The sequence below is a fragment of the Carboxylicivirga mesophila genome, assembly GCF_018271975.1.
GTDB lineage: Bacteria > Bacteroidota > Bacteroidia > Bacteroidales > Marinilabiliaceae > Carboxylicivirga > Carboxylicivirga mesophila.
The window spans coordinates 17,723-42,789 of the sequence record NZ_JAGUCN010000003.1 but is presented as its reverse complement, the minus strand read 5'-3'; the positions used below and the strand labels follow the sequence as shown (position 1 = coordinate 42,789).

At 44.3% G+C, this 25,067-nt stretch carries 20 protein-coding genes; 18 read left to right on the top strand and 2 right to left on the bottom strand.

All coding sequences use genetic code 11. The features are described from left to right. Positions 1-75 precede the first annotated feature (75 nt). Together KEM09_RS03905 and KEM09_RS03900 are read left to right on the top strand one after the other, a co-directional pair. A complete protein-coding gene (locus tag KEM09_RS03905; RefSeq protein ID WP_212225792.1) occupies positions 76-774 on the top strand; it encodes a response regulator transcription factor in 699 nt (232 codons plus the stop codon). Positions 775-898: 124 nt separating this feature from the next. Further along, complete coding sequence (locus KEM09_RS03900; protein WP_212225790.1) at positions 899-1,333, top strand: SPOR domain-containing protein; 435 nt, start codon at positions 899-901, stop codon at positions 1,331-1,333. Between the two features lie 68 nt (positions 1,334-1,401). Here the strand turns inward: KEM09_RS03900 and purE are convergent, their stop codons facing one another. Next, positions 1,402-1,908: a 5-(carboxyamino)imidazole ribonucleotide mutase gene (gene purE, locus KEM09_RS03895; protein WP_212193186.1), complete on the bottom strand. Its 507-nt coding sequence runs from the start codon at positions 1,906-1,908 to the stop codon at positions 1,402-1,404. 241 nt (positions 1,909-2,149) lie between these two features. On the opposite strand from purE, the gene hpt reads away from it, so the two are divergent. From hpt to hemN, 14 genes are all read left to right on the top strand, one after another. Then, on the top strand, positions 2,150-2,686 hold the full coding sequence (gene hpt, locus KEM09_RS03890) for a hypoxanthine phosphoribosyltransferase (RefSeq protein ID WP_212193187.1): 537 nt from the start codon (positions 2,150-2,152) through the stop codon (positions 2,684-2,686). A gap of 31 nt (positions 2,687-2,717) precedes the next feature. After that, the gene (locus tag KEM09_RS03885; RefSeq protein ID WP_212193188.1) at positions 2,718-3,290 is read left to right on the top strand and encodes an adenylate kinase; all 573 of its coding nucleotides are present in this window, start codon (positions 2,718-2,720) and stop codon (positions 3,288-3,290) included. Positions 3,291-3,360: 70 nt separating this feature from the next. Next, positions 3,361-4,359 (top strand): GTPase ObgE, encoded by a 999-nt coding sequence (obgE, locus tag KEM09_RS03880; protein WP_212225788.1) that lies wholly within the window; start codon positions 3,361-3,363, stop codon positions 4,357-4,359. Next, on the top strand, positions 4,329-6,164 hold the full coding sequence (locus tag KEM09_RS03875) for a MutS-related protein (protein ID WP_212225787.1): 1,836 nt from the start codon (positions 4,329-4,331) through the stop codon (positions 6,162-6,164). Before obgE ends, KEM09_RS03875 begins: the two co-directional genes overlap by 31 nt. 123 nt (positions 6,165-6,287) lie before the next feature. Next, the gene (locus KEM09_RS03870) at positions 6,288-8,153 is read left to right on the top strand and encodes a DNA topoisomerase IV subunit B (protein ID WP_212225781.1); all 1,866 of its coding nucleotides are present in this window, start codon (positions 6,288-6,290) and stop codon (positions 8,151-8,153) included. 2 nt (positions 8,154-8,155) lie between these two features. After that, complete coding sequence (locus KEM09_RS03865) at positions 8,156-10,795, top strand: DNA gyrase/topoisomerase IV subunit A (RefSeq protein WP_212225780.1); 2,640 nt, start codon at positions 8,156-8,158, stop codon at positions 10,793-10,795. A 37-nt stretch (positions 10,796-10,832) separates the two neighbouring features. Further along, complete coding sequence (locus tag KEM09_RS03860; RefSeq protein WP_212225779.1) at positions 10,833-11,357, top strand: shikimate kinase; 525 nt, start codon at positions 10,833-10,835, stop codon at positions 11,355-11,357. 211 nt (positions 11,358-11,568) lie between these two features. Further along, positions 11,569-12,837, top strand: a complete 1,269-nt coding sequence (gene hemA, locus KEM09_RS03855; protein ID WP_212225773.1) for a glutamyl-tRNA reductase — start codon at positions 11,569-11,571, stop codon at positions 12,835-12,837. Positions 12,838-12,893: 56 nt separating this feature from the next. Further along, positions 12,894-13,832 carry a hydroxymethylbilane synthase gene (hemC, locus tag KEM09_RS03850; RefSeq protein ID WP_212225771.1) on the top strand — a complete coding sequence of 313 codons (939 nt, stop codon included), beginning with the start codon at positions 12,894-12,896 and terminating at the stop codon, positions 13,830-13,832. A gap of 1 nt (position 13,833) precedes the next feature. Further along, a complete protein-coding gene (locus KEM09_RS03845) occupies positions 13,834-14,586 on the top strand; it encodes a uroporphyrinogen-III synthase (protein WP_212225768.1) in 753 nt (250 codons plus the stop codon). Between the two features lie 17 nt (positions 14,587-14,603). Beyond that, on the top strand, positions 14,604-15,584 hold the full coding sequence (gene hemB, locus KEM09_RS03840; RefSeq protein ID WP_212225766.1) for a porphobilinogen synthase: 981 nt from the start codon (positions 14,604-14,606) through the stop codon (positions 15,582-15,584). A gap of 127 nt (positions 15,585-15,711) precedes the next feature. Then, on the top strand, positions 15,712-17,004 hold the full coding sequence (gene hemL, locus KEM09_RS03835; RefSeq protein WP_212225764.1) for a glutamate-1-semialdehyde 2,1-aminomutase: 1,293 nt from the start codon (positions 15,712-15,714) through the stop codon (positions 17,002-17,004). Between the two features lie 192 nt (positions 17,005-17,196). Continuing rightward, positions 17,197-18,231, top strand: a complete 1,035-nt coding sequence (hemE, locus tag KEM09_RS03830) for a uroporphyrinogen decarboxylase (protein ID WP_212225763.1) — start codon at positions 17,197-17,199, stop codon at positions 18,229-18,231. 122 nt (positions 18,232-18,353) lie between these two features. Beyond that, complete coding sequence (gene hemN, locus KEM09_RS03825; RefSeq protein WP_212225761.1) at positions 18,354-19,736, top strand: oxygen-independent coproporphyrinogen III oxidase; 1,383 nt, start codon at positions 18,354-18,356, stop codon at positions 19,734-19,736. A 153-nt stretch (positions 19,737-19,889) separates the two neighbouring features. On the opposite strand, the gene priA is transcribed toward hemN, so the two are convergent. Further along, positions 19,890-22,361 carry a replication restart helicase PriA gene (gene priA / locus KEM09_RS03820; RefSeq protein ID WP_212225759.1) on the bottom strand — a complete coding sequence of 824 codons (2,472 nt, stop codon included), beginning with the start codon at positions 22,359-22,361 and terminating at the stop codon, positions 19,890-19,892. Between the two features lie 188 nt (positions 22,362-22,549). Here priA and KEM09_RS03815 point away from each other — a divergent pair, with 188 nt between their 5' ends. Then, entirely contained in the window at positions 22,550-23,368 is an 819-nt protein-coding gene (locus KEM09_RS03815; protein WP_212225757.1) for an MBL fold metallo-hydrolase, read from the top strand. 123 nt (positions 23,369-23,491) lie between these two features. Then, complete coding sequence (locus KEM09_RS03810; protein ID WP_212225755.1) at positions 23,492-25,030, top strand: YifB family Mg chelatase-like AAA ATPase; 1,539 nt, start codon at positions 23,492-23,494, stop codon at positions 25,028-25,030. Positions 25,031-25,067: the final 37 nt, after the last annotated feature.

The window sequence follows — 25,067 nt, the reverse complement described above, 5'->3', positions numbered from 1 at the left end:
AGTTAATGCAATTATAACATTTGCGAAACTATTTATTAATACCATTGCTTACTTTCGTATATAAATTTTTTTATAATGAATGTAGAAAATTACAAGGTCCTTTTGGTTGATGACGAACCTGATATCCTCGAGTTTATTAGTTATAATATGCGTAAAGAAGGGTTTCAGGTGCTGACAGCTAATAATGGCCAGGAAGCTATAAAAATTGCTGAGGCTGAAATACCTGAGCTTATCATTTTGGATGTGATGATGCCTGAAATGGATGGTATTGAAACATGTGAAGAGATAAAGAAAATTCCTGCACTCAATAACTCTATTGTGGCATTTTTAACTGCTCGTGGCGAGGATTATTCACAGATAGCAGGCTTTGAAGCAGGTGCAGATGATTATATCACAAAGCCTATCAAACCTAAGGTGCTCATCTCGAGGGCCAAGGCCTTGCTCAAAAGATACCGTTCAGAGGATGCTGTGGAGGAGCCGCAGGATGGACAGGTAGTTAAAATAGGTGATTTAGTTATTGATCGTGAGCGTTACCTGATTATCAACTCAGGCGAAGAGCTGATTCTGCCTAAAAAGGAATTTGAACTGCTGGTGTTGCTGGCTTCCAAGCCCGAAAAGGTGTTTACCCGCGATGAAATATATAATTCTGTGTGGGGTGATAATATTATTGTCGGTGACCGTACCATTGATGTGCATATTCGTAAGCTTCGCGAAAAGATTGGGCAAGAGCATATTAAGACCATTAAGGGTGTCGGATATAAGTATGTAATTTAGTGTAAGATTACTGATAGGCAACAATATACTTGTTATAAAAATTGCGAAGCAAAATCAATTTCCTTACTTTTAGCTTTGTTATAGTTGAGTTTACAATTACTTACAAACACACAAACTAATTCTTATGAGGAAATTATTATCTGCTCTTGCCATTGTTGCTCTGTTGATTGGAGCCGGATGTAAAGATGAGCCAGCAAAGAAGCCTCAGAAACCTGTTAAAACTGCTGTTGTAGAGAAAAAGGTAGTGGCAGATACAGTGAAAAAAGAGGAGCCTAAACCAGTGGTTAAAGAGGTTGAACCAGAACCACCCAAGCCAGCTGATAAGTATTTCTTAATTGCCGGAAGTTTTGCCAGTAGAAATAATGCCGATGTATTTGTAGCTAAGTTGATTGATCAGGGTTACAATGCGCAGGTGATAGAGCGTCCGGGTGGGCCCAATGGTGAGTTTTATAAAGTGGCTTACAAGTCATTTTATGACCGGAAAGAAGCCTACGCTGAACTAAGAACAGCCCGTAATAATGAAGGGCGAAACGATGTTTGGTTATTGGTTAAGAAGTAATCTCTAAATCGTATAAAACAAAAAAAGAGCTTGATACCAAGCTCTTTTTTTATGATGTGTAAGTTCTTTTAATTCGTTTTGAACTCGTATTTCACTTCCTTCAACTCCTCGTTAGCCTTTACAATTTTGTCTTTAAGGCTTTCTTTGAAATCAGCTAATTTCTGCGAAAGTTCAGCATCGCCTGTGGCTATCATCTGCGCAGCAAGTATACCTGCATTTTGAGCTCCGTTGATGCCAACAGTAGCAACCGGAATTCCCGGAGGCATCTGGGCAATTGAAAGCAAAGCATCCATGCCATCAAGGCTTGCATTAATAGGTACACCAATTACAGGGATTTTAACCATCGATGCAATAACACCTGGCAGGTGAGCAGCCATACCGGCAGCCGCAATAATCACTTTAACACCACGATCTTCAGCACTCTTGGCAAAAGCCTCCACCTGAGCAGGTGTTCTGTGCGCTGAAAGGGCATTGATTTCGAATGGAACTTTCAGATCATTTAAAAAATCAGCCGCCTTCTTCATTACCGGAAGATCCGACGTGCTGCCCATAATAATACTAACTTTTGGTTGCATAATTATCCATTTATGTGTTTGCTAAAAATTCTCTGTTAGAACCTTTCGTTAATTATTTCCCGGCACAAAAATAGTTAAGAAAGCATTATAATCATGTGGTTATCTTTATTTTTTATACTTTTGCAGCTTAAAATCCAGATTTTTATTTAATTATTGAATAATTTTACAATGTAATTATCTGTAGAACAGATAGTAACATTTAGGGTTGGTATTTCTTAAACCAAATAAAAATAAAGAAGCAATGAGCCGAGTTAAGTTGTTAGATAAAGAATTTGAGCTATCAATACCTGAAGAAAAGTTGTTAAAAGCAGTTGATCAGGTAGCAGAGCAAATGAATGTGGAGCTGGCGGATAAAAATCCGTTAATGGTGTGTGTGCTGAATGGCTCGTTTATGTTTGCTTCTGACTTAATGAAACGTCTGAACTTCCCTTGTGAAATCAGTTTCGTGAAATTATCCTCATATGCCGGTACCGGTTCAACCGGGCAGGTAAAGGAGTTGATTGGCTTAAACGAAAATCTGGAAGGCCGTACCGTGGTTTTGCTGGAAGATATAGTTGATACTGGTCTTACCATTATTAATACTGTTGATCAGGTTAAACAAATGGGTCCTGAAGATGTTAAAGTAGCAACGATGCTATTTAAGCCAGATGCCTGTAAGCGAGATGTTAAGCTCGACTATGTGGGGATGGAGATACCAAACGATTTTATCGTTGGTTATGGTCTGGATTACGATGGTTATGGAAGAAATCTGAAAGATATTTATACAGTAGTAGAATAACACCTATTTATTAAGAAAAGGAATAACGAACATGCTCAATGTTGTCATCTTTGGCGCACCAGGATCGGGAAAAGGTACGCAAAGCAAATTAATAGCAGAGAAATTTAATCTGGCTCACGTTTCAACTGGCGAGTTGTGCCGCAGGGCTATTCATAATAACACGCACGAAGGTGTAATAGCTAAAAGCTTTATCGATAAGGGGGAGTTGGTGCCCGATGAAACGATTATTGATATGTTGGATGCTTTTCTTGAAAAGCTGCCAATCGATCAAGGCATTATCTTCGATGGATTTCCAAGAACAGTAGCACAGGCTGAGGCGCTTATTGAAATTATGCAGGAGCATGGTACCAAAGTATCTGTGTTGTTGAACCTGGAAGTGGAGCGTGAAGAATTGTTGTCAAGACTGCTTAAGCGTGCCGAAACAGAGGATCGCTCAGACGATAATATGGAAACTATTAAAAAACGCCTGGAGGTATACGAAGAGCAAACTTTGCCGGTGATAGAATTTTACCGTAAGAAGCGTTTGTATAAGCCTATCAAGGGAGTTGGAAATATTGATGAAATCTTTGGTCGTATTAGTGACGTACTAAACGAACTGAAGTAGTTTTATTTTTACGATATTTGAGCCACGGTAACTTTTTGCCGTGGCTTATTGTGTTTAAAAGAATTAGCATATGGCGGGTTCAAACTTTGTAGATTACGTAAAGATTTTCTGTCGCTCAGGAAAAGGAGGAGCTGGTTCGGCGCATTTGCGTCGCGAAAAATTTGTTGCCATGGGCGGACCAGATGGTGGCGATGGTGGTCGTGGCGGACATATTATTGTGCGGGGTAATCGCAATACCTGGACCTTGCTGCACCTCAAATATAAACGTCACATTTTTGCCGGGCATGGTGAGAGTGGTAGTAAGCAACGCTCAACAGGTGCCGATGGTGAAGACCGGGTGATTGAGGTGCCATTGGGAACCATTGCCAAAGATGCCGAAACAGGCGAGGTGCTTTTTGAAATCACCGAGCATGAGCAGGAAAAAATCCTTGTTAAGGGCGGTCGTGGTGGTTTAGGAAACTGGAATTTTAAATCGGCAACCAATCAAACACCACGTTACGCACAGCCGGGTGAGGATGGCATTGAAATGGCCGCCATTCTCGAGCTAAAAGTACTGGCTGACGTGGGTCTTGTGGGTTTTCCCAATGCCGGTAAGTCAACATTGTTATCTGTTGTGTCTGCCGCCAAGCCGGAGATTGCTGATTACCCATTTACTACCCTGGTGCCTAACCTGGGGATTGTATCTTATCGTGAGCATCAGTCCTTTGCCATGGCTGATATACCGGGTATTATTGAAGGTGCCAGTGAAGGTAAAGGGCTGGGGATACGCTTTCTGCGCCATATTGAGCGAAATTCGATATTGTTGTTTTTGGTGCCGGCCGATGCTGAGGATATCAAAAATGAGTATCAAATTCTATTGAACGAATTAAAGCAGTATAACCCTGAACTGCTTGATAAGGGAAGGATGTTGGCTATCTCAAAGTGCGATATGCTGGATGAGGAGTTGATGGGGGAAATTGAATCTGATTTACCCGATCTGCCACATGTTTTTATATCTTCGGTGGCCAATAAAGGCATTACAGAACTGAAAGATATGATATGGGAGCAACTGATGGCCGCCAACGAATAGAATCAATATATCAAAACTATAAGACTAGCCTGGAAAAGTGGTTAGCTAAAGAAAACAAGCTAAAAAGGCGTTACATTAGTAATGCCTGGTTACGCTTGCTTTTTTTTGTCAGTGCCTTTGTCCTGCCCTTTATGTTCTTCGTGCACTGGACGTTGCCATTCTTTATGCTGTTTATTGTTCTATTCGGTGTTTTTGTGTCCCTTGTGTGGCGGGCCAATCAAATATTATCCCAGCGTAAATATGTAGGTTTTAGGGTTCAGTTACTCACAAAGGAGATTAATGCCTTTGAGCAGAAGTGGATCGAAGAAGAAGATGGGGCCGAATTGATTGAGCCTGATCATGATTATGCCCACGATTTAGATTTGTTTGGCAAAGGTTCCTTGTTTCAGTTTATCAACCGGACAGCCACAAGGGGAGGGTATTTCAGATTAGCCAATAGATTAAAAAATATACTATTGGATGCAGACGAAATTGTTGAACGGCAGAAGGCTGTTCGTGAGTTGTCTGCTCAGGATGAATATCGACAACATTATTATGCCCTGGCTGCTTTAGTGGAAGAGGGTAATAAGCGAAATCGAAAGCTGGATTTAAGCATTCAGCCTGACCTGAGTTTTATTTCCCGGGGCACTAAAGGTCTGATGGCTGGTTTTATGATACTGTTATTGGTGGCTATTCTGTTGGTTGTGATGGACGTATGGAGTGCTAATGTGTTTATCTGGCTCTTTTTTGCCGGACTTGCCATTGTGGCAGCCAACCTGAAGAAGATCAATAAGGTGCATGGGGAAGTTGCTTCTTTGGGGAATTACCTTCAGCGCTATTCTCAGCTCATACAACATGTTGAGCAATCCGATATGCGGGCAGTCTATCTTTTGAAGCTCAAGGATAAATTAAAAGTGGATGGGCAGACCGCAAGTAATGTCATGCAACAGTTGGCCGGGCATATCAAGCTATTTGATCAACGGCTGAACATGCTGCTTGGTGTGATTTTGAATACCTTTCTTTTATGGGACTTAGTGGTTTGTATGCGTCTGCAGATATGGTATAAAAGATATGGCGACAGGCTGATTCAATGGATGGAAGCATTGGATGAGCTGGAAGCCTTAAATAGTCTGGCCACCTTCGCCTTTAATCACCCTGACTACGTATATCCCCAGTTATCGTCATCGGTTGTTTTTTCAGCCAGTGACCTGGGGCATCCTCTAATTGCATTGGAGGAAAGGGTTTGTAACGATTTTTGTTTTGCTGAGCAGCAAAGAATTTGCGTGGTAACCGGTGCCAATATGGCTGGCAAGAGTACTTTCCTGCGTACGGTTGGAGTGGCAATGGTACTGGCGGGTAATGGTTGTGTGGTGGCAGCCAGTGGGTTTGTATATAAGCCAATGCCTTTTGTTACCAATATGCGGGCCATTGATAACTTATTGAAGCACGAATCTTACTTTTTTGCCGAATTAAGTCGCTTGCAGATGATATTGGAGCGTCTGAAAGAAAATGGAGAACTGTTTTTTATCCTCGATGAGATTCTAAAAGGAACCAATTCTTTAGATAAGTACCAGGGCTCTATGGCGCTGATTAAGCAGTTTTTAAAGTATAACGGATGCGGACTGGTGGCCACTCATGATTTGGAATTAGGTCAACTTTCGGAGCAGACCGATGGACAAGTTTTCAACAACTGCTTTGAAGTGGGCTTTGCTAAGGAAGGATTAAGCTTTGATTATAAGCTGAGAACGGGCGTTACTCAAAGTCATAATGCAACCTACCTGATGGAGAAAATGGGGCTGATTCCAAGCGAAAATGTGCGGCATTGAGGGCAGAGATATGCATGGTTGTTGAAAAAGAAATTACGAAACAATTCGTCTTTTAATTATATTTGGATGGTTTTCCGCAATAAGAGGACCTTCACTTTTCCAAATTTTTAGTTGATTTTAAGTATGAGTAGTCAAAATACACAGAACTATTCCGAAGATACGATCCGCACGCTGGACTGGAAGGAACACATCCGCCGTCGTCCGGGTATGTATATTGGTAAGTTGGGAGATGGAACTTTTGCCGATGATGGTATTTACGTGTTGCTCAAGGAAGTAATGGATAATTCCATCGATGAGTTTATGATGGGTAACGGCAAGAAGATTGAAGTTACCGTGCAGGAAGGACGTGTGACTGTTCGCGATTATGGGCGTGGTATTCCTTTGGGAAAGGTGATTGATGTAGCCTCCAAAATGAATACAGGTGCCAAGTACGACTCAAAGGCCTTTAAAAAGTCGGTGGGATTAAATGGTGTTGGTATTAAGGCGGTAAATGCCCTGAGTACTGATTTTACAGTTCAGGCCTATCGCGAAGGCGAGACCAAGCGAGTGGAGTTTAGCCGGGGCGAAGTGGTAACCGATCATGACATGGATACCTCTGGTGAGAAGAATGGTACCTATATTGCTTTTACGCCCGATGCTGAGATATTTGAAAATTACCGTTTCCGTGATGAATATATCGAAACGCTCTTACGCAACTATACCTATCTTAATAAAGGACTGTCCATTGTTTACAACGGCAAAGTGTTTCAGAGTAAGAATGGATTGCTCGACCTGCTGAATGAGAACATGGATGGTGAAGGCTTGTACCCGATTATTCATTTGGAAGGCGAAGACTTGGAGATAGCCGTCACGCATGGTAACCAGTATGGCGAGGAGTATTATACCTTTGTCAATGGCCAGCACACCACACAGGGTGGAACACACCTGGTAGCTTTCCGCGAAGCGTATGTGAAGACCATTCGTGATTTTTACAATAAGAACTTCGATGTGTCCGATATTCGCACAGGTATTATTGCGGCGGTTAGCATCAAAGTAGAAGAACCGGTATTTGAATCGCAGACTAAAACCAAGCTGGGCTCTAAAGATATAGGACCCAACGGACCTTCGGTGCGTAATTTTATCCTCGATTTTGTAACCGAGCATCTGGATAATTTCCTGCATAAGAATACCGAAAGTGCCGAGATATTATACAAGAAAATTCTCGAGTCAGAAAAAGAACGTAAGGCCATTTCAGGCATTAAGAAACTGGCGCGCGAAAGGGCAAAGAAAGTGAGCCTTCACAATAAAAAACTGCGCGACTGCCGGATTCATTATACAGATATTAAGAAAGACGAAAATGGAGCCAGCTCTATTTTCATCACGGAGGGAGATTCGGCCAGTGGTTCAATCACCAAGGCTCGTAACGTTAACTCACAGGCCGTATTCAGTCTTAAGGGAAAGCCGCTGAATAGTTACGGACTGACCCGCAAGGTGGTGTATGAGAATGAGGAGTTTAACCTTTTGCAGGCAGCTCTTGATATAGAAGATGGATTGGATAGCTTGCGATATAACCACGTGATTATTGCCACCGATGCCGATGTGGATGGTATGCACATCCGCTTATTGCTGCTCACGTTCTTTTTGCAGTTCTTCCCTGAGTTGGTGAAGAATGGGCACCTGTATATTTTACAGACTCCTTTGTTCCGGGTGCGTAATAAAAAGAAGACTTTCTATTGCTACTCGGATGAAGAGAAATTGTCTGCCATGAAAAAATGTGGACCTAAACCGGAGATAACCCGATTTAAGGGACTTGGTGAGATATCGCCAGATGAGTTTAAACACTTTATCGGTAAGGATATCCGATTGGAGCAGGTGCGCTTGAAAAAGGATGTGCCGATTAAAGATTTGCTGGAGTTTTACATGGGTAAAAACACACCCGACAGGCAAAATTTCATCATTGATAATCTGGTTGTGGAAGAAGACCTTGTTACTCAAGAATCAAATAATTAAGAATGAGTTTCGACGATACAAATACACCCAATGTGCCGGAGGAAGTGCCTTCGGAGTCATCAGAAAATCAGCCACAGGAAGAACAGCACCTGTGGGATGCCGATGAAACATCTATTAATCATTTGCCGGGTATGTACCGCGAGTGGTTCCTCGACTATGCGTCTTATGTGATTCTGGAGCGTGCGGTGCCGCATATTAACGATGGTTTAAAACCGGTGCAGCGACGTATTCTGCATGCTATGCGTCGCATGGATGATGGGCGCTACAATAAGGTGGCCAATATTATTGGTTTTACCATGCAGTTTCACCCGCACGGGGATGCATCCATTGGTGATGCCCTGGTGCAACTTGGGCAAAAAGATTTACTGATTGACTGCCAGGGTAACTGGGGTAACGTGTATACAGGTGATAGCGCGGCTGCACCTCGTTACATCGAAGCACGCCTGACTAAGTTTGCACAGGAAGTGGTCTTTAATCCCAAGACTACGGAGTGGAAACAGAGTTACGATGGACGTAATAATGAGCCGATTACCTTACCCGTTAAGTTTCCGCTGCTATTGGCACAGGGCGTAGAAGGTATCGCCGTTGGATTGGCATCTAAACTGTTGCCTCACAACTTTAATGAGCTGATTGATGCTTCAGTTAATTATTTGGAGAATAAACCATTCGAGATTTTTCCTGATTTCCCAACAGGTGGTATGGTGGATGTGTCGCGTTACAACGACGGGCTAAGAGGTGGTGCTGTTAAGGTGCGGGCTAAAATCGGTAAGGTGGACAGTAAAACACTGGTCATATCCGATATTCCTTATGGTAAAAATACAACCACACTAATTGAGTCCATTCTTAAAGCCAATGATAAGGGCAAGATAAAAATCAAGAAAATTGACGATAACACGGCTGAGAATGTGGAGATACTCGTGTATCTGCCAGCTGGTGCGTCGCCCGATAAGACCATTGATGCTTTATATGCATTCACTGACTGCGAGGTGTCTATATCGCCTAATGCCTGTGTTATTCAGGATAACAAGCCCTATTTTATTGGAGTTAGTGAAATCCTGAAAGAGAATACGGATAATACTGTACAGTTGCTTAAGCGTGAGTTGGAAATCCGTAAAGGTGAGCTGGAAGAGGCGTGGCACATGTCTTCACTGGAGCGCATCTTTATTGAGAATAAGATTTACCAGCGCATGGAGGACTGTGAGACAATGGAGGCTGTTGTGCAAACCATTGATCATGGATTAGAACCGTTTAAAAACCTGCTGAGGCGCGAGGTAACACGCGATGATATTGTGAAGCTGACGCAGATTCGAATGATTCGGATCTCTAAATTTGACGCCAAGAAAGCAGATGAATACATCGCTTCCCTGGAGGAGGAAATGGAACAGATAGCTTATCATCTGGCCAACCTGATTACTTATGCGATTGACTACTTTAAGCATATTAAGAAGCAATATGGTAAAAACTTCCCACGTAAAACGGAGATCAGGAGCTTTGCCAATATTGAGGCTACCAAAGTGGTGGTGAAAAATGAGAAGTTGTATATCAACCGCGAGGACGGTTTTGTAGGAACGTCTCTTCGAAAGGATGAATATGTTTGCGATTGTTCAGATATCGATGATATTATCATTTTCTACAAAGACGGTAAGTACATTATCACAAAAGTATCTGACAAAGCTTTTGTGGGTAAAGATATCATACACATCGCTGTGTTCAAGAAGAATGATAAGCGCACCATTTACAACGCCGTTTATCAGGATGGAAAAGGCGGTATCATGTATATGAAGCGCTTTGCTGTTACCGGCGTAACCCGCGATAAGGAGTATCACATCACTAAAGAAACACCGGGTTCGAAACTGATGTATTTCAGTGCCAATCCAAATGGTGAATCGGAAATCCTGAAGGTGGTGCTTCGCCCAAAGGCACGTATCCGTAACCTTGTGTTTGATGTGGATATGGGTGAGCTGGCGATTAAGGGCCGGGCCGCGATGGGTAATATCCTGACTAAGCACGAGGTGAAATCTATATCACTTAAACGGAAAGGTGAATCAACTTTGGGTGGCCGTAAAATTTGGTTTGAGCATGAAACATTGCGCTTAAATGCTGATGGAAGAGGTCAATATCTGGGTGAATTCCATGGTGGCGATCAGGTTTTAATCATCACTAAAGATGGTAAGTACCACCTGACATCCTATGATCTGAGTAACCATTATGAGGATAATATTCTCATCATTGAAAAGTATAAGAGTGATGTGGTGTGGTCTGCCGTGTATTTTGATGCCGACCAAAACTACTACTATATCAAGCGTTTCCAGTTTGAGAATTCGGCCAGGGCACAGTCGTTTATAGGTGATAATCCTAAATCGCGACTGGTGAAAATTATGCATGTGGATTACCCGCGTCTGGAGGTGAAGTTCGGAGGCGATGATAAATTGAAAGAGAAGCTCATTGTTGAGGTGGCTGAGTTTATCGGCGTGAAGAGCTTTAAGGCCAAAGGTAAGCGTCTGACCACTTTTCAGGTGTCTAAAATTCAGGAATTGGAGCCTTTGGTGTTAGATGAGCCAAAGCCTGATGGACAAGGTGAAGCTGCTGATGAGCACCATGATGAAGATGATGAAAACCAGATGTCGCTGTTTAATGAATGATGTCTCTGGGAGGATAACACATTAACTTAAATGTTAGATGGTCATTAAGCGCATATATCTGGTTGGATTCATGGGAAGCGGCAAGTCGACGCTTGGTAAGCGCCTGCGCTCAGAACTCGGCTGGGAATTTCTGGACCTGGACGACTATTTTGAGGAACGTTATCAAATGACCATCAAGCAATATTTTGCCCAGTTTGGTGAAGATGCATTCAGGTTGGCCGAGAAGGAGTTGTTGCTGGATGTGAGCCAAAAAGAGCGATTAATTATAGCTACCGGGGGAGGTGCACCTTGCTATTTTAATAATATGCAGGTGATGAACGATACCGGTTTAACCATTTACATAAAATTGTCGGTTGAAACACTGGCCGGACGCTTGAGTAGCGCCCGACAGGTGCGACCATTGGTGGCCGGTAAGTCAGGCACTGAGCTGCATCAGTACATCGAAGAAAAATTGCAGGAACGGGATGGCTTTTACAATCAGGCAAAGGTAATTGCTGATGGCGAGGTGCTCGGTGTCGATGGCTTTGTGCGAATTATAAAAGCGTCAGGCGAATTAATGTAGCGTAGTTGTCTTGTCATAGTAATCCTTGGTTTAGCTTAGATAATTAGATCTAATTTTAACATTTTTTATCTAAAATCATTCTAAAGAAGTAGCAGCTTACCGAATTTGGTTCAATCTTCAGATTTGCTACAGATTTCATTTTTACTTTTGATTCATAAGCTCCGAAAGTGGCTTGAATAAACAAATGAACAAGTAATTCTGAATTGAAGATATGGTCGGTCTAATTGGAATCAGTCACCAAACTGCACTACTCGAAATACGTGAGCAATTGGTAATTACCAAGGAAGAGGTTACCGGTTTGTATGAATACCTGAATCAAAAATGTGATGTGGATGGTATCATGGCATTAAGCACCTGTAACCGCACAGAGCTGTATTACGAAGCAGACTGCTCGAAAGTGGAAGATATGGACGAGTATGTTCAAAGTGTGACCGATGCTTATATCGCCTACTTCAAGAAGAATGAAACTATTAAGAAATATTTGTACTCACATGTAGGCCTTAATTGTGCGCGCCACCTATTCCGTGTAGCTACGGGCCTCGATTCACTAATCTTGGGTGAATACCAGATTGTTTCCCAACTAAAAGAAGCATTTTCTTGGGTGGATAACACGGCTATGGTTGGACCCGAATTAACCAGAATGGTGCATAAGGCTTTTGAAGCTGGTAAACTGGTGCGTACAAAAACTGCTTTAAATAAAGGGGCTGTGTCAGTAAGCTCGGCTGCTGTTGAGCTGGCCAGCAATAAGCTCAATGGTTTTCCAAATGTGAAAGCCCTCACCGTTGGAGCCGGCGAAACAGGTACCATTGTAGCATTAAACCTATCCAAAAAAGGATGTGTTAATAACTGGATAACCAACCGCACCCTTGGTAAAGCTGAACAACTGGCCGACCGTGTGCAGGGCGTTGCCTTTCCCTTCGAATCACATATTGAACAGTTGCTGGCTGTAGATGTAGTGACTTATGCCACCGGTTCGTCACGCACACTATTGACCAAAGAAGTTTTGGCGGATGTGATGCAGAAACGTGATAATAAGCCGCTGTTGGTGTTGGATTTGTGTAGCCCGCGTAATGTAGATGCTGATGCCGGTAAGTTGGAAGGTGTCACTGTTTATGACCTCGACCATATGGAAGAGGTAGTGAAGGCCAACTTTGAAAAACGCAAAGGTAAGCTGCAGGAAGCCGAAGAAATCATTGAAGAAGTATTGGCTGAGTTTGATGATTGGTTAAATGTGCGTCGCATGAGTTCCGCTATTAGCGCTATAACAAGTACATTTAAAGATGTAAATTCTCTCGAAGCAAGAAATTATAAGAAAGTTAAAGATGATGTTGACGCATCGCAAAAGATAAACGAGTATGGCGAACACCTGAGCGCCAAACTAACCCGTATGCTGATTAAGCAGATGAAAATGGTGACCAATGAAGGTCGCGATTCGGAAAAAGTAAAAATACTCGAAGAATTTTTTAACTTTAACTCATAGATATTAAATACAGATGTTTTCATCTGTATTTTTTTAGTTCAGAATCCCTTAAGTATATGAGTAAATCCATTGTCCGTATAGGAACACGAGGTAGTCAGCTGGCATTGTACCAGGCTAACCTGGTTAAATCAAAGCTTGAACAAGCGATCCCCGATACCATATTTGAGATTGTAATAATCTCCACCAAAGGTGATAAAATACTTGATGTAGCCTTATCGAAAATAGGTGATAAGGGCCTATTCACCAAAGAATTGGAACACGCCTTGTTTAATAATGAAGTAGATATGTGTGTGCACAGCCTGAAGGATCTGCCTACTGTTTTTCCGGAAGGAGCACAGCTGGGAGCTATACTGAAAAGAGCTGAATATAAAGATGCCTGGGTGAGTAAGGATGGACTATCGCTGGAGGAGATGACCGAAGCACATACCGTTGCTACGTCTAGCCTGAGAAGGAAAGCGCAGGTGCACCGGATTAATCCAAAAGTAAAAGTGGTGGATATACGCGGTAATGTCAATACCCGTCTTAAGAAGATGGAGGACGGTCACTGCGATGCAATGGTAATGGCGGGTGCCGGCTTAATACGTTTGGGTTTTGATGATGTAATCACCAATCTGTTTGAACCCGATTATTTTGTGTCTGCCTGTGGACAAGGTGCCATAGCTGTTGAGATACGCGACAATGATGATACCATTGACGCCATTGTAAAAACCTTGCACTGCGAAGAAAGCTATCAACAGATAACAGCCGAAAGAAGCTTTTTGAATGAGCTGGAAGGAGGTTGTCAGATTCCGATTGGAGCCTATGCAAATATCGATGGTGATGATATGCATCTACTTGGTTTAGTGGCCATGCCCGATGGATCGCAGGAGTTGCGGGCAGAACTTTCTGGAAAAGCTTGCGATGCAGAAACGATTGGTCGTAAATTGGCTCAACAGATGGCTCAGTCCGGAGCACATGAGATACTCGAAAAAGTAAGGACATTAAATAATCAGTAGCATGGAGCCTTATTCGCAACCAAAAGCCGTAGTATTAACTCATCCGATGGGTAATGATGACTTATTGTACAATGGTTTAGTGAGCGAAGGAATTGAGGTGGTGTGCGACCCGATGATTGATACAGAGCTGGTGAAATTGGAAGACAATTGCCGGCATGAAGTATATTCCAGCCGACGGATTATTTTTACCAGTAAGCGTGGTGTGGAGTATTTCTTTCAGCAAATGAAGCCCGCTGATGTACTGGATAAAAGCTTTATCTGTATTGGAAAAAAAACAGCACAGGTGCTCGAAAGTTATGGGGTAAAGCCCTGGTGGGTATCTGGCGGAAGAACAGCTTCTGACTTAGTTAAAGAATTGCAGCAGGCACATATCCGTCCTGGTGAGAAATGGTTGGGCATGCTGGGTGAGTTGGCAGAAAATACGCTTGAAGACGGGCTTAAGAATGTATGTCATTACCGTCGTTACAATGTGTATCGTACCATCATTGCAGATAAGCAGAATGAGCAAACCCTAGCGCTATTAAAAGCTCAAAAACCATTGCTGGTCGTGTGTACCAGTCCATCATGCTTCACCGGATTTATGAATTTATATGGTTCACATATACATGATCAAGTGGGCTTTGCCTCTATTGGACCTGCCACTACCAAAGTAATGAAAAAGCAGAATGTGACGCCTGTTGTAACGGCGCGTATGTCAACCTACGAAGGGCTTTGGCAAGAAATGAAACTACAATTAAAACCTGAATATCGTTAAAACAAAAACAATTAAATATGGCATTTCCTGATACCCGATTAAGACGATTAAGATACAATAAGATAGTTCGCCACATGGTGACAGAGACGCATTTGCGTGTTGAAGATTTAGTTTATCCCCTGTTTGTATGTCCCGGAACTGGCGTAAAAAATCCCATTAGTTCAATGCCGGGCAACTACCAGATGTCAGTTGATGTGTTGGTAGAGGAATGTAAACGAGCAGTATTAAAAGGTGTTAAGAGCGTATTGCTTTTTGGTATACCTGAGCACAAGGATGAGCACGGACACGTGGCTTGCCAGAGCGACGGGATTGTACAAAAAGCTATTCGTGCCATTAAGGCAGAAGTCGATGATATCCTCATTATTGCCGATGTATGTAATTGTGAATACACCACTCATGGCCATTGCGGCACTATTATCGATAACGATGTTGATAATGACAGTACATTGAAAACACTGGCCGACCAGTCTGTGTCATTGGCTGAAGCCGGTGCTGATGTGATTGCGCCAAGTGATATGATGGATGGGCGTGTATTGCGCATTCGCGAGGCTTTAGACCTGGCTGGCTACGAAAAGATTCCTATCATGTCGTATGCTGCTAAATATGCATCAGGTTTTTACGGACCTTTCCGTGAAGCTGCCGAGAGCGCACCACAGTTTGGCGACCGCAGCACTTACCAGATGAATCCGGCTAACTCGGATGAAGCTATGCGCGAGATTGCTGCAGATATTGAAGAAGGTGCCGACATTGTTATGGTGAAGCCCGCTTTAAGTTACCTCGATATTATTTATCGCACCAAGCATGAGTTTGAAATGCCAACAGCCGCCTACAACGTAAGTGGTGAGTTTAGTATGGTGAAAGCAGCTGGTGAAAAAGACTGGATTGATGAAAAACGCGTAATGATGGAAGTACTTCTGTCAATCAAACGTGCAGGGGCCGATATCATCATCACCTATCATGCATTGGATGCGGCTGATATTTTAAACGGACAGAAATAAAATAAGCCGATGGCTGTTAGCTAATAGCTGATAGCTATTAAAATATTGTCTGGGCATTTGGTCAATCGGCTTGACTCTTATGTCTTATATTCCCGCTACTCGGGATAAACTTTGATACTTAAAAATAATGAACAACAATAATAGCAAAAACGCCTTTCAGAAAGCACAGGAAGTTATTCCCGGTGGTGTTAATTCACCGGTGCGTGCATTTAAGAGTGTAGGCATCGAACCAATTTTTATCGATAAAGCCAAAGGAACAACCGTGTGGGATATCGATGGCAATGAGTATACCGACTTTGTCGCCTCGTGGGGACCGCTCATTTTGGGCCATGCACATGACGAGGTACTGGAAGCAGTTGCCAATGCAGCTGCCAAAGGAACCAGCTATGGTGCGCCCACACTGATTGAAACAGAAATGGCTGAGCAAATCGTCAAGATGGTGCCGTCCATTGAAAAAGTACGTATGGTTAACTCAGGTACCGAAGCAACTATGAGTGCTATCCGTTTGGCACGTGGTTATACCAAGCGTGAGTTGATTATCAAATTTGCAGGTTGTTACCATGGTCATGGCGATAGCTTTTTGATTAAAGCCGGTTCTGGAGCCATCACTTTAGGTTTACCCGATAGTCCTGGCGTAACCAAAAGTACCGCTAAAGATACCTTGACAGCTGATTACAATAACCTAGACTCGGTAAAACAACTGTTTGATAAGCATAAAGACCAGATTGCAGCGGTAATTGTTGAGCCGGTAGCCGGTAATATGGGTGTTGTGCCACCTGCAGAAGGTTTCCTGCAGGGCTTGCGTGAGCTTACCTGTGATAATGGCGCCCTGTTGATTTTCGATGAGGTAATTACCGGTTTTCGTTTGGCTAAAGGTGGTGCACAGGAGTATTTCAATGTGATGCCTGATTTAACCACCATGGGTAAGATTATTGGAGGTGGTTTGCCGGTTGGTGCTTACGGTGGGCGCAAAGAGATTATGGACATGCTGGCGCCTATTGGGCCGGTTTATCAGGCAGGCACATTGTCGGGTAATCCATTGGCAATGGCTGCCGGGCTAACAGCACTTAAAAAGCTGGATGAAACGCCAAATGCCTACGAAGATCTGGAACGTAAAGCCGCTTTTGTAGCGGCAGGACTGCGTCAGAATGCTGAGGATTTAGGCATGAATGTGGTGCTCAACCGCGTTGGTTCGATGATGACAGCTTTCTTTACTGATAGTAAACAGGTAACATCGTTTGATGAAGCAATGACTTCAGATACAACTAAGTATGCGGCCTATTTCAAACAAGCAGTAGAAAGCGGCTTATACATCGCACCTTCACAATACGAGTGTTTGTTTATCTCCATGGCGCATACCGAAAAGGATCTAGAGAAGCTGATTAAGGGGAATCGTAAAGCTTTAGAAGCAATAAAGTAATAATAGTGCCCGATGTTCAGTGTTAAGTTAATTATGAGCAGGAACCCCCATCGCCCTACGGCACTTCCCCAAGGGGAAGATTGTTAGTTGAATTCTCCCCCAGGGAGAAGCCCGAAGGGAGAGGGGGAATTACAAAGGTTATCCTGTAAACAAGACTTAAGACTGTGCACTGCGCACCTAGCACTAATTAAGATGAATAATATTTTTTTAGATACAATACACGGAAAGAACACAGAGCGACCGCCGGTGTGGTTTATGCGCCAGGCTGGGCGTGTACTGCCTAATTATCGCGCCTTAAAGGAAAACTATACTTTCTCGGAGCTGATGGAAGATCCAAAGTTGGCTGCAGAAGTAACTCTAATGCCTATTTATGATTTGGGTGTTGACGCGGCTATTTTGTTCTCCGATATCCTGGTGGTGCCCGAAGCCTTGGGTATGGCACTGAAGTTTACCGAAGCCGGACCCGAATTTGGCGCCCCATTACATACATTTGCCGATCCGGTGAGCCAGCTCAAGAAAGATATGAGCAAGCTGGATCATGTATATGCAGCCATTGATAAAATCATTGAGACACGTCCCGAAGGAAAGCCGCTTATCGGTTTTTGTGGTGGCTTGCTGACTACATTCTGCTTTATGTTCCGCGATAATGTTCGGGATATTACCTTTAAAAATGCCACGGAATTTCTTTATAAAGACCGTAAAACAAGCAAGAAAATCATTGATGCGCTTGCTGAGGTGTCTATTGAATATGCTCTGACACAAGCTGAACATGGCGTGGAAGCTTTCCAGCTATTTGAAACCTATGGTGGTTTGTTACCAGAGGACCTGTACCTGGAGCTGTTTTTACCGGCATCGAAGAAAATCTTGAATGCAGTGCGCGACAAAGGGGTGCCAACCATCTATTTCCCGAAAGATTTAGGGAATGGCATCAAGGCCATTGATAAGGATGTAGCCGACTTTGTAGGAATAGACTGGCGAATGAGCCTTCAGCATGCACGCGATATTGTTGACCCTGAAGTAGGTTTGCAGGGGAATCTGGATCCACGCTTGTTGTATGCCCCGCAGCCAGAGATTGAGAAAGTGCTGAACGAAACCTATTTGCCTTTTGGACGTGAAAATCAAAAGTGGATTTTTAACCTGGGCCATGGTATCCTGCCTGATTTGCCTGTTGAGAACGTTCAGTTTGTAATTGACTGGGTGAAATCGGTTGACTGGGGAAGGCAATAAGCTGTTAGCCATCGGCCATTAGCTATTGGCTTTTTTTGAACTCTCTCAGCTACGCATTGTTTAGGTATTGAGGTTGTCAATCAGCCTTGATATGTTTGTCGGACTATTTGAAACTAAATATTATGAAATTACAATTTGATAGAAATCTGCTGGAAAAATATAATATAGCCGGGCCCCGATACACAAGTTATCCGCCCGCCACATTTTTCCATGAGGAGTATGGGAATGAGAATTACAAGGAGAGTGTGATTCTATCAAATGACGAAACGCCTGAAAATGTATCAGTATACGTGCATATTCCGTTTTGTCCGCAGCTTTGTACATTCTGTGGCTGCACCACCTACACAGGCATGGGGCAGAGTACCATCGAAAAGTACATCGATGTGTTGATAAAAGAGATTGAGCTGGTATCGAAAGACGTGTCGAAAGACCGGAAACTGACCCAGGTGCACTGGGGCGGTGGTACGCCAAATGCCATATCGGCGAAACTGATTCGTAGAGTAACAGATACCATCAAGGCCAACTTTAACTTTGCCGATGAATATGAGATGGCCATGGAATGTAGTCCGGCCTATCTGGATTTCAATATGGTGGATGAGTTACGCGACATGGGCTTTAACCGAATCAGTCTGGGTGTTCAGGATTTTAAGAAGGAAGTCTTGACAGCCATTAACCGTCGTCCGGCTAAGGTGCCTGTTGGGGAGATGATTGCCTATCTCAAAAAGGTTGGCTTCTCAGGTATTAACATCGATCTCGTGTATGGTCTGCCCTTCCAGACACAGGAGAGTTTCCGAGAAACAGTAGCAGAGGCCTTAGCGGCTAATCCAGATCGTCTCGTGACCTTCTCTTATGCGCATATTCCGCAGGTGATTTCACGTCAGCGCATGCTCGAGCAGTATGGCCTGCCAACACCTGATGAGAAGATAACCATGCTGGAGGATGCCTACAACATGGCGATTGAAGCTGGTTATGTGGCCATCGGTATGGACCACTTTGCCAAGCCCGATGATGAGTTTGCCATTGCCTTGGAACAGAAGAAGCTGCATCGTAACTTCCAGGGGTATTGTACCCGTGAAACAACAGGACAGGTTTATGGTTTTGGTACCTCGAGCATCAGCCAGCTGTTCAATGCTTATAGCCAGAACGAAAAAACCATTAAGAAATACATGGAGCGTGTGGAAGCAGATGGCCGTGCCGTGGTGCGGGGCTATCGCCTGAATCAGAAGGAGCAGATCGTTCGTCAGGTAATCAATGAGTTGATGTGTAATTATTACGCTGATTTCAGGCAGATTGCTGCTGATTTTTCGGTTGAAACGGATGAGGTCTATGCGGCAGTTGAGTTTGCTGAGGAGAAGGTGCAATCGTTCATTGATGATGGTTTGCTGACGATTGAAAACGATGCTTTCACTGTAATTGGCCAGGGCCGTTATGTGATTCGTAATATTGCCATGGCTTTTGATCCCGCCCTTAAGCAGGGAAAAGGGCAATACTCAAAAACTGTTTAAATACTTGTTTTGTATAGCTATCAACTATTCAAGGTAAAATATTATTAACACCTACAAAAAGCTTTCCCTATGGAGGGCTTTTTTGTTACAATAAGATGATATGCACTATCGATAGGCAACAAAACATCATCCAAATTATTGCCTCTGTTAATCCTAGGCTGGGTCCACATCAATCTGGAACGTCACATAACGAAAGGCCTGCTGAGCCTGGAGGCTAAAGATGGCTTCGCGCATCAGGTGTTTCACTTTTGTGGGTGACGCTTTCTTCTCCATCTTAATCAGTATCTTTTTAATGTACAGGTTCTGAATACGATTAATAACCGGTGCCTGCGGACCCAGCACCCGATTGCCAAATACCACGCGCAACTGTTCGGCCAGCAAATGAGCTGCCCTATTGGTTACGGCCTGCTCTTTGTGCTTTATAGTGATGTTAATCAGCCGGTAGTAGGGCGGATATTTAAACAGCTGCCGCTCCTCCAGCTGGCCGTTGTAATGGTTGAGAAAATTATGGTTGATGACGTCCATAATCACGGGATGCTTGGGATTGGATGTTTGTAACACCACCAGTCCCTGCTTATTCTTGCGGCCGGCCCGGCCACTCACCTGTGTCATAAGCTGGTAGCTACGCTCAAAGGCCCTGAAATCGGGATAGTTAAGCATGTTGTCGGCATTGAGGATGCCCACTACGCTCACATTATCAAAGTCCAGCCCCTTCGAAATCATTTGGGTACCAATGAGAATATGTACTTCGCCATCTTCGAACTTCTTAATCAGCTTGTCGTAGCCCGATTTGCTGCGGGTGGTATCCAAATCCATGCGTGCCACCTTATGGTCGGGATAGAGCAGGCTCATCTCCTCCTCAATCTTTTCGGTGCCAAAGCCACGCGTTTCAATAGCCGGACTATGGCAGGCCGGACACACTGTTGGCAGCTGCATACTATGGTTGCAATAATGACACACCAACTGATTGAGGTGTTTGTGGTAGGTCATGGACACATCGCAGTTGACACATTTGGCCACCCAGGCACACTGCCCGCATTCAATAAACGGACTAAAGCCCCTGCGATTCTGAAACAGGATGACCTGTTCGCCATTTTTCAAGGCCTCATCCATCTTTTCGAGCAGCATAGGGGTAAAATGCGAGCTCATCTGCTTTTTGCGTTTGGCCTCGCGCACATCAACAGCCACTATTTCCGGCATCTTAATCCCTTCAAAGCGTTGCAGCAGCTCCACCAGGGCATATTTCCCCTGCTGTGCATTGAAATACGATTCAATGGATGGTGTGGCGGTGCCCAGTAATGTTTTGGCACCAAACAGGCTGGCCAACACTATGGCGGCATCGCGCGCATGATAGCGTGGCGCCGGGTCAAACTGCTTGTAAGTATTTTCGTGCTCCTCGTCAACAATAATAAGGCCCAGGTTAGAGAAGGGCAGAAACACCGATGAACGCACCCCAACTATCAGCTGGTAATTCTTTTGTTGCAACAGGTTATTCCATATCTCCACGCGTTCGGCATCGGCAAACTTACTATGGTAAATGCCCATCTTATTGCCAAAATGTTTTTGGAGGCGTGAAGTAATCTGTGTGGTTAATGCAATCTCTGGCAACAGATACAGCACCTGTTTGCCCTGCATCAGCTGTTCCTCTATCAGGTGAATGTATATCTCGGTTTTACCGCCCGAAGTAACACCATGCAGCAAAGTGACGTCGTGCGTTTGAAAACTGGTTTGTATCTCATCGTAAGCAGTTTGCTGCACCTCACTTAACTGATTGGCCTGCTTCACTGCCTTATCGTCCAGGTCGAGCCGGTCAATGGCCCGCTCCTGCTCCAGGAAAATCTCCTTATTACAAAGCTCCCTGATGGCTGCCTGGCTGGCATTGGCCTTTTTGAGCAACTCAGGCTTCGCAACACTCTCATTGGTAATGGCACCGGTTAATCCGCCCACCATTGACATAAATGTCATCAACAGCTCCTGCTGTTTGGGTGCCCGCGATAGCTTATCAAACACCAGCTGCAGTGCATCTTCCGACTGGCATTTGGGATGTAGCGATATCACTTTTTCGGTCTTGGCTTTATAGCTCTCCTTCAGGTGTTCATTCACAAACACGGCATTGTATTCCAGCAATCGCTTTATCACTGGCAGACTATTCTTGAGCCCGCTCTGTTGATTCACATCATTGATGGAGCATACCTTTTTACCGGCAATGATATCCAGTACCTGGTTTTCCTTATCCGATAAAGGCGACTCAGCTACAAATTCGGTGTTGTAGATGATACGCGTCTCGCTCTCCATCTTCAGCCCCGAGGGCAAAGCAGCCTTATACACTTCACCCAGGGTGCACTGGTAGTAATCAGCCAGCCAGTTCCAGAACTTCAGCTGATAGGCATTGACAAGGGGCTCCTCATCCAGCACCGATACGATGGGCTTTGTTTCATATTCCTCCGGCTTGTTGTGATGCAGCAGACAAATAACACCTGAGTACATCTTCTTTTTACCGAAAGGCACCGCCACACGGTTCCCAACCGTTGCCAGGTGCGCCAAATCATCGGGCACCTCGTAGGTAAACAGTCGTGGCAAAGGCACAGGTAATATAATATCGGCAAAAAGCGGCTTTGTACTCATGAATCTGAATTAAGGGTGTAAAGATAGATATAAGTTGGTTAGTTTGAAGACAGGAGGCACAACAGTCTACTATTTCATGACGACCTCGCCTGAAAATAATCGTCCTCACATGGCGGGATTTTTCTAACGGCTCCTTTCCTTTGATTTACAATTCTACTCATTACCTTAGTGCTCTTATCTATAGCGTCATGAAACTCACCATACTAGTTGACAATAAGCAGAGCCAGAAGCAATTGAAATGCGAACACGGTTTATCATTTCTGTTGGAAACTGATGAACTCAATATCCTGTTCGACACCGGTCAATCGGATAAGTTTCTTTTCAATGCCAAAAAGCTGGGCATTGACCTGTTGTCTATCGACTACGTGGTTCTCAGTCACGGCCACTATGACCATACAGGTGGACTGCCTGCTTTTCTCCGCCTTAACAATAAAGCCAGAGTGATTATACATAAGCATGCCTTCAAGGAACGCTTCTCCAGGTCGAGTAGCATGATTAAAGAAAATGGCATTCCCTGGCGTGATCAATCTGGAATTGATGCGCAACGCTTCATGATAATAGATGAAGATCTGCGATTGCCCGATGGTACGCATATACTTTGCAACATAAAACCTCAGCCTGGCTATGAAGCCATCAACGAACGGCTGGTTGTTAAAAACGGGAATCAATACACGCCAGACCAATTTGATGATGAGCTCATACTGGTAACTACTGAAAAAATACAACCCAGCGTATTATGTGGATGCGCCCATACGGGTATCGTTAACATCCTGCATAGCATCAGTGAACGCCTTCACCGCAATACTTTTAATTATGTAGCCGGTGGACTTCACCTGAATGGTCGAAGCCAGGAGGAGATTGAGCATGTAATCAATGGCTTGAGTCCTTTCAAGGTTAATCAATGGCTATTGAACCACTGCACGGGAGACGTTGCCTTTGAGCGCTTCGCCGAGGCCTTCCCCAAGCAGGTGCAATACGCGGGGAGCGGGCATAGCTTCATCTACTAAATCACCTTCAATCAGAAAATTCACAGCATTAAGCCCTAAAACTTTTCGCTCTGTCAAAACTTATTACGCAAGAAGCATACTGTTAAGCATTTTTTAACTAACTTCCGGTTAAATATTTTAACCATGCTTGTAAAAACCTTTGGCTCAGCCGTCAGTGGTATTGACGCCTACACCATCACTATTGAAGTTAACATCTCTAAAGGCATCCGCTTTTTCCTGGTGGGCCTGCCCGATAACGCCGTTAAAGAAAGCCATCAACGCATAGACTCCGCCCTGAAAGTATGCGGTTACAAGTGGCCCGGTCATAAAATCGTGATCAACATGGCCCCAGCCGATATCCGCAAAGAAGGTGCTGCATATGATTTACCGCTGGCCATAGGCATTCTGGCTGCCTCCTCACAAATTTTGAATCACAAACTTGCTGACTATATGATGATGGGCGAGCTATCGCTGGATGGCAGCCTGCAGCCGGTAAAAGGCGTTCTACCAATGGCCATCCGTGCTAAAGAGGAAGGCTTCAAAGGCTGTATACTGCCACTTGAGAATGCACGTGAAGCCGCTGTGGTGAACGACATCGACATCTATGGCTTTGAAAACATACAGCAGGTGATTCGCTTTCTGGAAGATGACTCGGATACAGAGCCTGTTAAGGTCAATACCGAAGAGGAATTTGAACGAGGCACACAATTGGTTGATTTCGATTTTTCTGATGTGAAGGGACAGGAAAGTGTAAAGCGCTCACTGGAAATTGCTGCCGCCGGTGGTCATAACCTGATCATGATTGGCCCGCCTGGAGCCGGTAAATCCATGCTCGCCAAACGCTTGGCCAGTATTTTACCGCCGCTTACTTTAGACGAAGCACTGGAAACCACCAAAATACATTCGGTAGCTGGTAAAACCGGCAGTGGCACAGCATTAATTACGCAACGGCCATTTCGATCACCACACCACACGATTAGCGACGTTGCCTTAGTGGGCGGTGGCTCCTTTCCACAGCCGGGCGAGATTTCCCTGTCGCACAACGGGGTGCTGTTTCTGGATGAACTACCCGAATTTAAACGGACCGTACTGGAGGTGATGCGCCAACCGCTGGAAGACCGACGCATCAGCATCTCACGGGCCCGCTTTACCATCGATTACCCCGCCAGCTTTATGCTGGTATCATCTATGAATCCGTGCCCTTGCGGCTACTTTAATCATCCCGAGAAGAAATGCGTGTGCAGCCCCGGCGTGGTGCAAAAGTATTTGAGTAAGATATCCGGCCCCTTGCTCGACCGCATCGACCTGCATATTGAGGTAGTGCCCGTGCTCTTTAATAAGCTGGCCGAAGCACCACCATCGGAGAGTAGCATAGCTGTGCGTGAGCGGGTGATTAAAGCACGCAAATTACAGTCGGAACGCTTTAAGGATAACGAAAAGGTGCATTGCAATGCGCAGATGAGCAGCCGGCAATTAGCCCGATATGCCACGCCCGACGAGACGGGGATGAACATCCTGAAGACGGCCATGGAAAAGCTGGATTTATCGGCCAGGGCCTACGACCGCATCTTAAAAGTGGCCCGCACCATAGCCGATTTGGAAGACTGTGACACCGTACAGGCCCATCATGTGGCTGAGGCGGTTCAGTACCGGAGTTTGGACCGCTCGGGTTGGGCAGGGTAGGTAGTAATATTTTGCATGTGCAGGCCAGAGACCTAAT

Coding starts and splice junctions, on each gene's coding strand:
- KEM09_RS03905 (WP_212225792.1), top strand. CDS start 76: ATGAATGTAGAAAATTACAAGGTCCTTTTGGTTGATGACGAACCTGAT.
- KEM09_RS03900 (WP_212225790.1), top strand. CDS start 899: ATGAGGAAATTATTATCTGCTCTTGCCATTGTTGCTCTGTTGATTGGA.
- purE (WP_212193186.1), bottom strand. CDS start 1,908: ATGCAACCAAAAGTTAGTATTATTATGGGCAGCACGTCGGATCTTCCG.
- hpt (WP_212193187.1), top strand. CDS start 2,150: ATGAGCCGAGTTAAGTTGTTAGATAAAGAATTTGAGCTATCAATACCT.
- KEM09_RS03885 (WP_212193188.1), top strand. CDS start 2,718: ATGCTCAATGTTGTCATCTTTGGCGCACCAGGATCGGGAAAAGGTACG.
- obgE (WP_212225788.1), top strand. CDS start 3,361: ATGGCGGGTTCAAACTTTGTAGATTACGTAAAGATTTTCTGTCGCTCA.
- KEM09_RS03875 (WP_212225787.1), top strand. CDS start 4,329: ATGGGAGCAACTGATGGCCGCCAACGAATAGAATCAATATATCAAAAC.
- KEM09_RS03870 (WP_212225781.1), top strand. CDS start 6,288: ATGAGTAGTCAAAATACACAGAACTATTCCGAAGATACGATCCGCACG.
- KEM09_RS03865 (WP_212225780.1), top strand. CDS start 8,156: ATGAGTTTCGACGATACAAATACACCCAATGTGCCGGAGGAAGTGCCT.
- KEM09_RS03860 (WP_212225779.1), top strand. CDS start 10,833: ATGGTCATTAAGCGCATATATCTGGTTGGATTCATGGGAAGCGGCAAG.
- hemA (WP_212225773.1), top strand. CDS start 11,569: ATGGTCGGTCTAATTGGAATCAGTCACCAAACTGCACTACTCGAAATA.
- hemC (WP_212225771.1), top strand. CDS start 12,894: ATGAGTAAATCCATTGTCCGTATAGGAACACGAGGTAGTCAGCTGGCA.
- KEM09_RS03845 (WP_212225768.1), top strand. CDS start 13,834: ATGGAGCCTTATTCGCAACCAAAAGCCGTAGTATTAACTCATCCGATG.
- hemB (WP_212225766.1), top strand. CDS start 14,604: ATGGCATTTCCTGATACCCGATTAAGACGATTAAGATACAATAAGATA.
- hemL (WP_212225764.1), top strand. CDS start 15,712: ATGAACAACAATAATAGCAAAAACGCCTTTCAGAAAGCACAGGAAGTT.
- hemE (WP_212225763.1), top strand. CDS start 17,197: ATGAATAATATTTTTTTAGATACAATACACGGAAAGAACACAGAGCGA.
- hemN (WP_212225761.1), top strand. CDS start 18,354: ATGAAATTACAATTTGATAGAAATCTGCTGGAAAAATATAATATAGCC.
- priA (WP_212225759.1), bottom strand. CDS start 22,361: ATGAGTACAAAGCCGCTTTTTGCCGATATTATATTACCTGTGCCTTTG.
- KEM09_RS03815 (WP_212225757.1), top strand. CDS start 22,550: ATGAAACTCACCATACTAGTTGACAATAAGCAGAGCCAGAAGCAATTG.
- KEM09_RS03810 (WP_212225755.1), top strand. CDS start 23,492: ATGCTTGTAAAAACCTTTGGCTCAGCCGTCAGTGGTATTGACGCCTAC.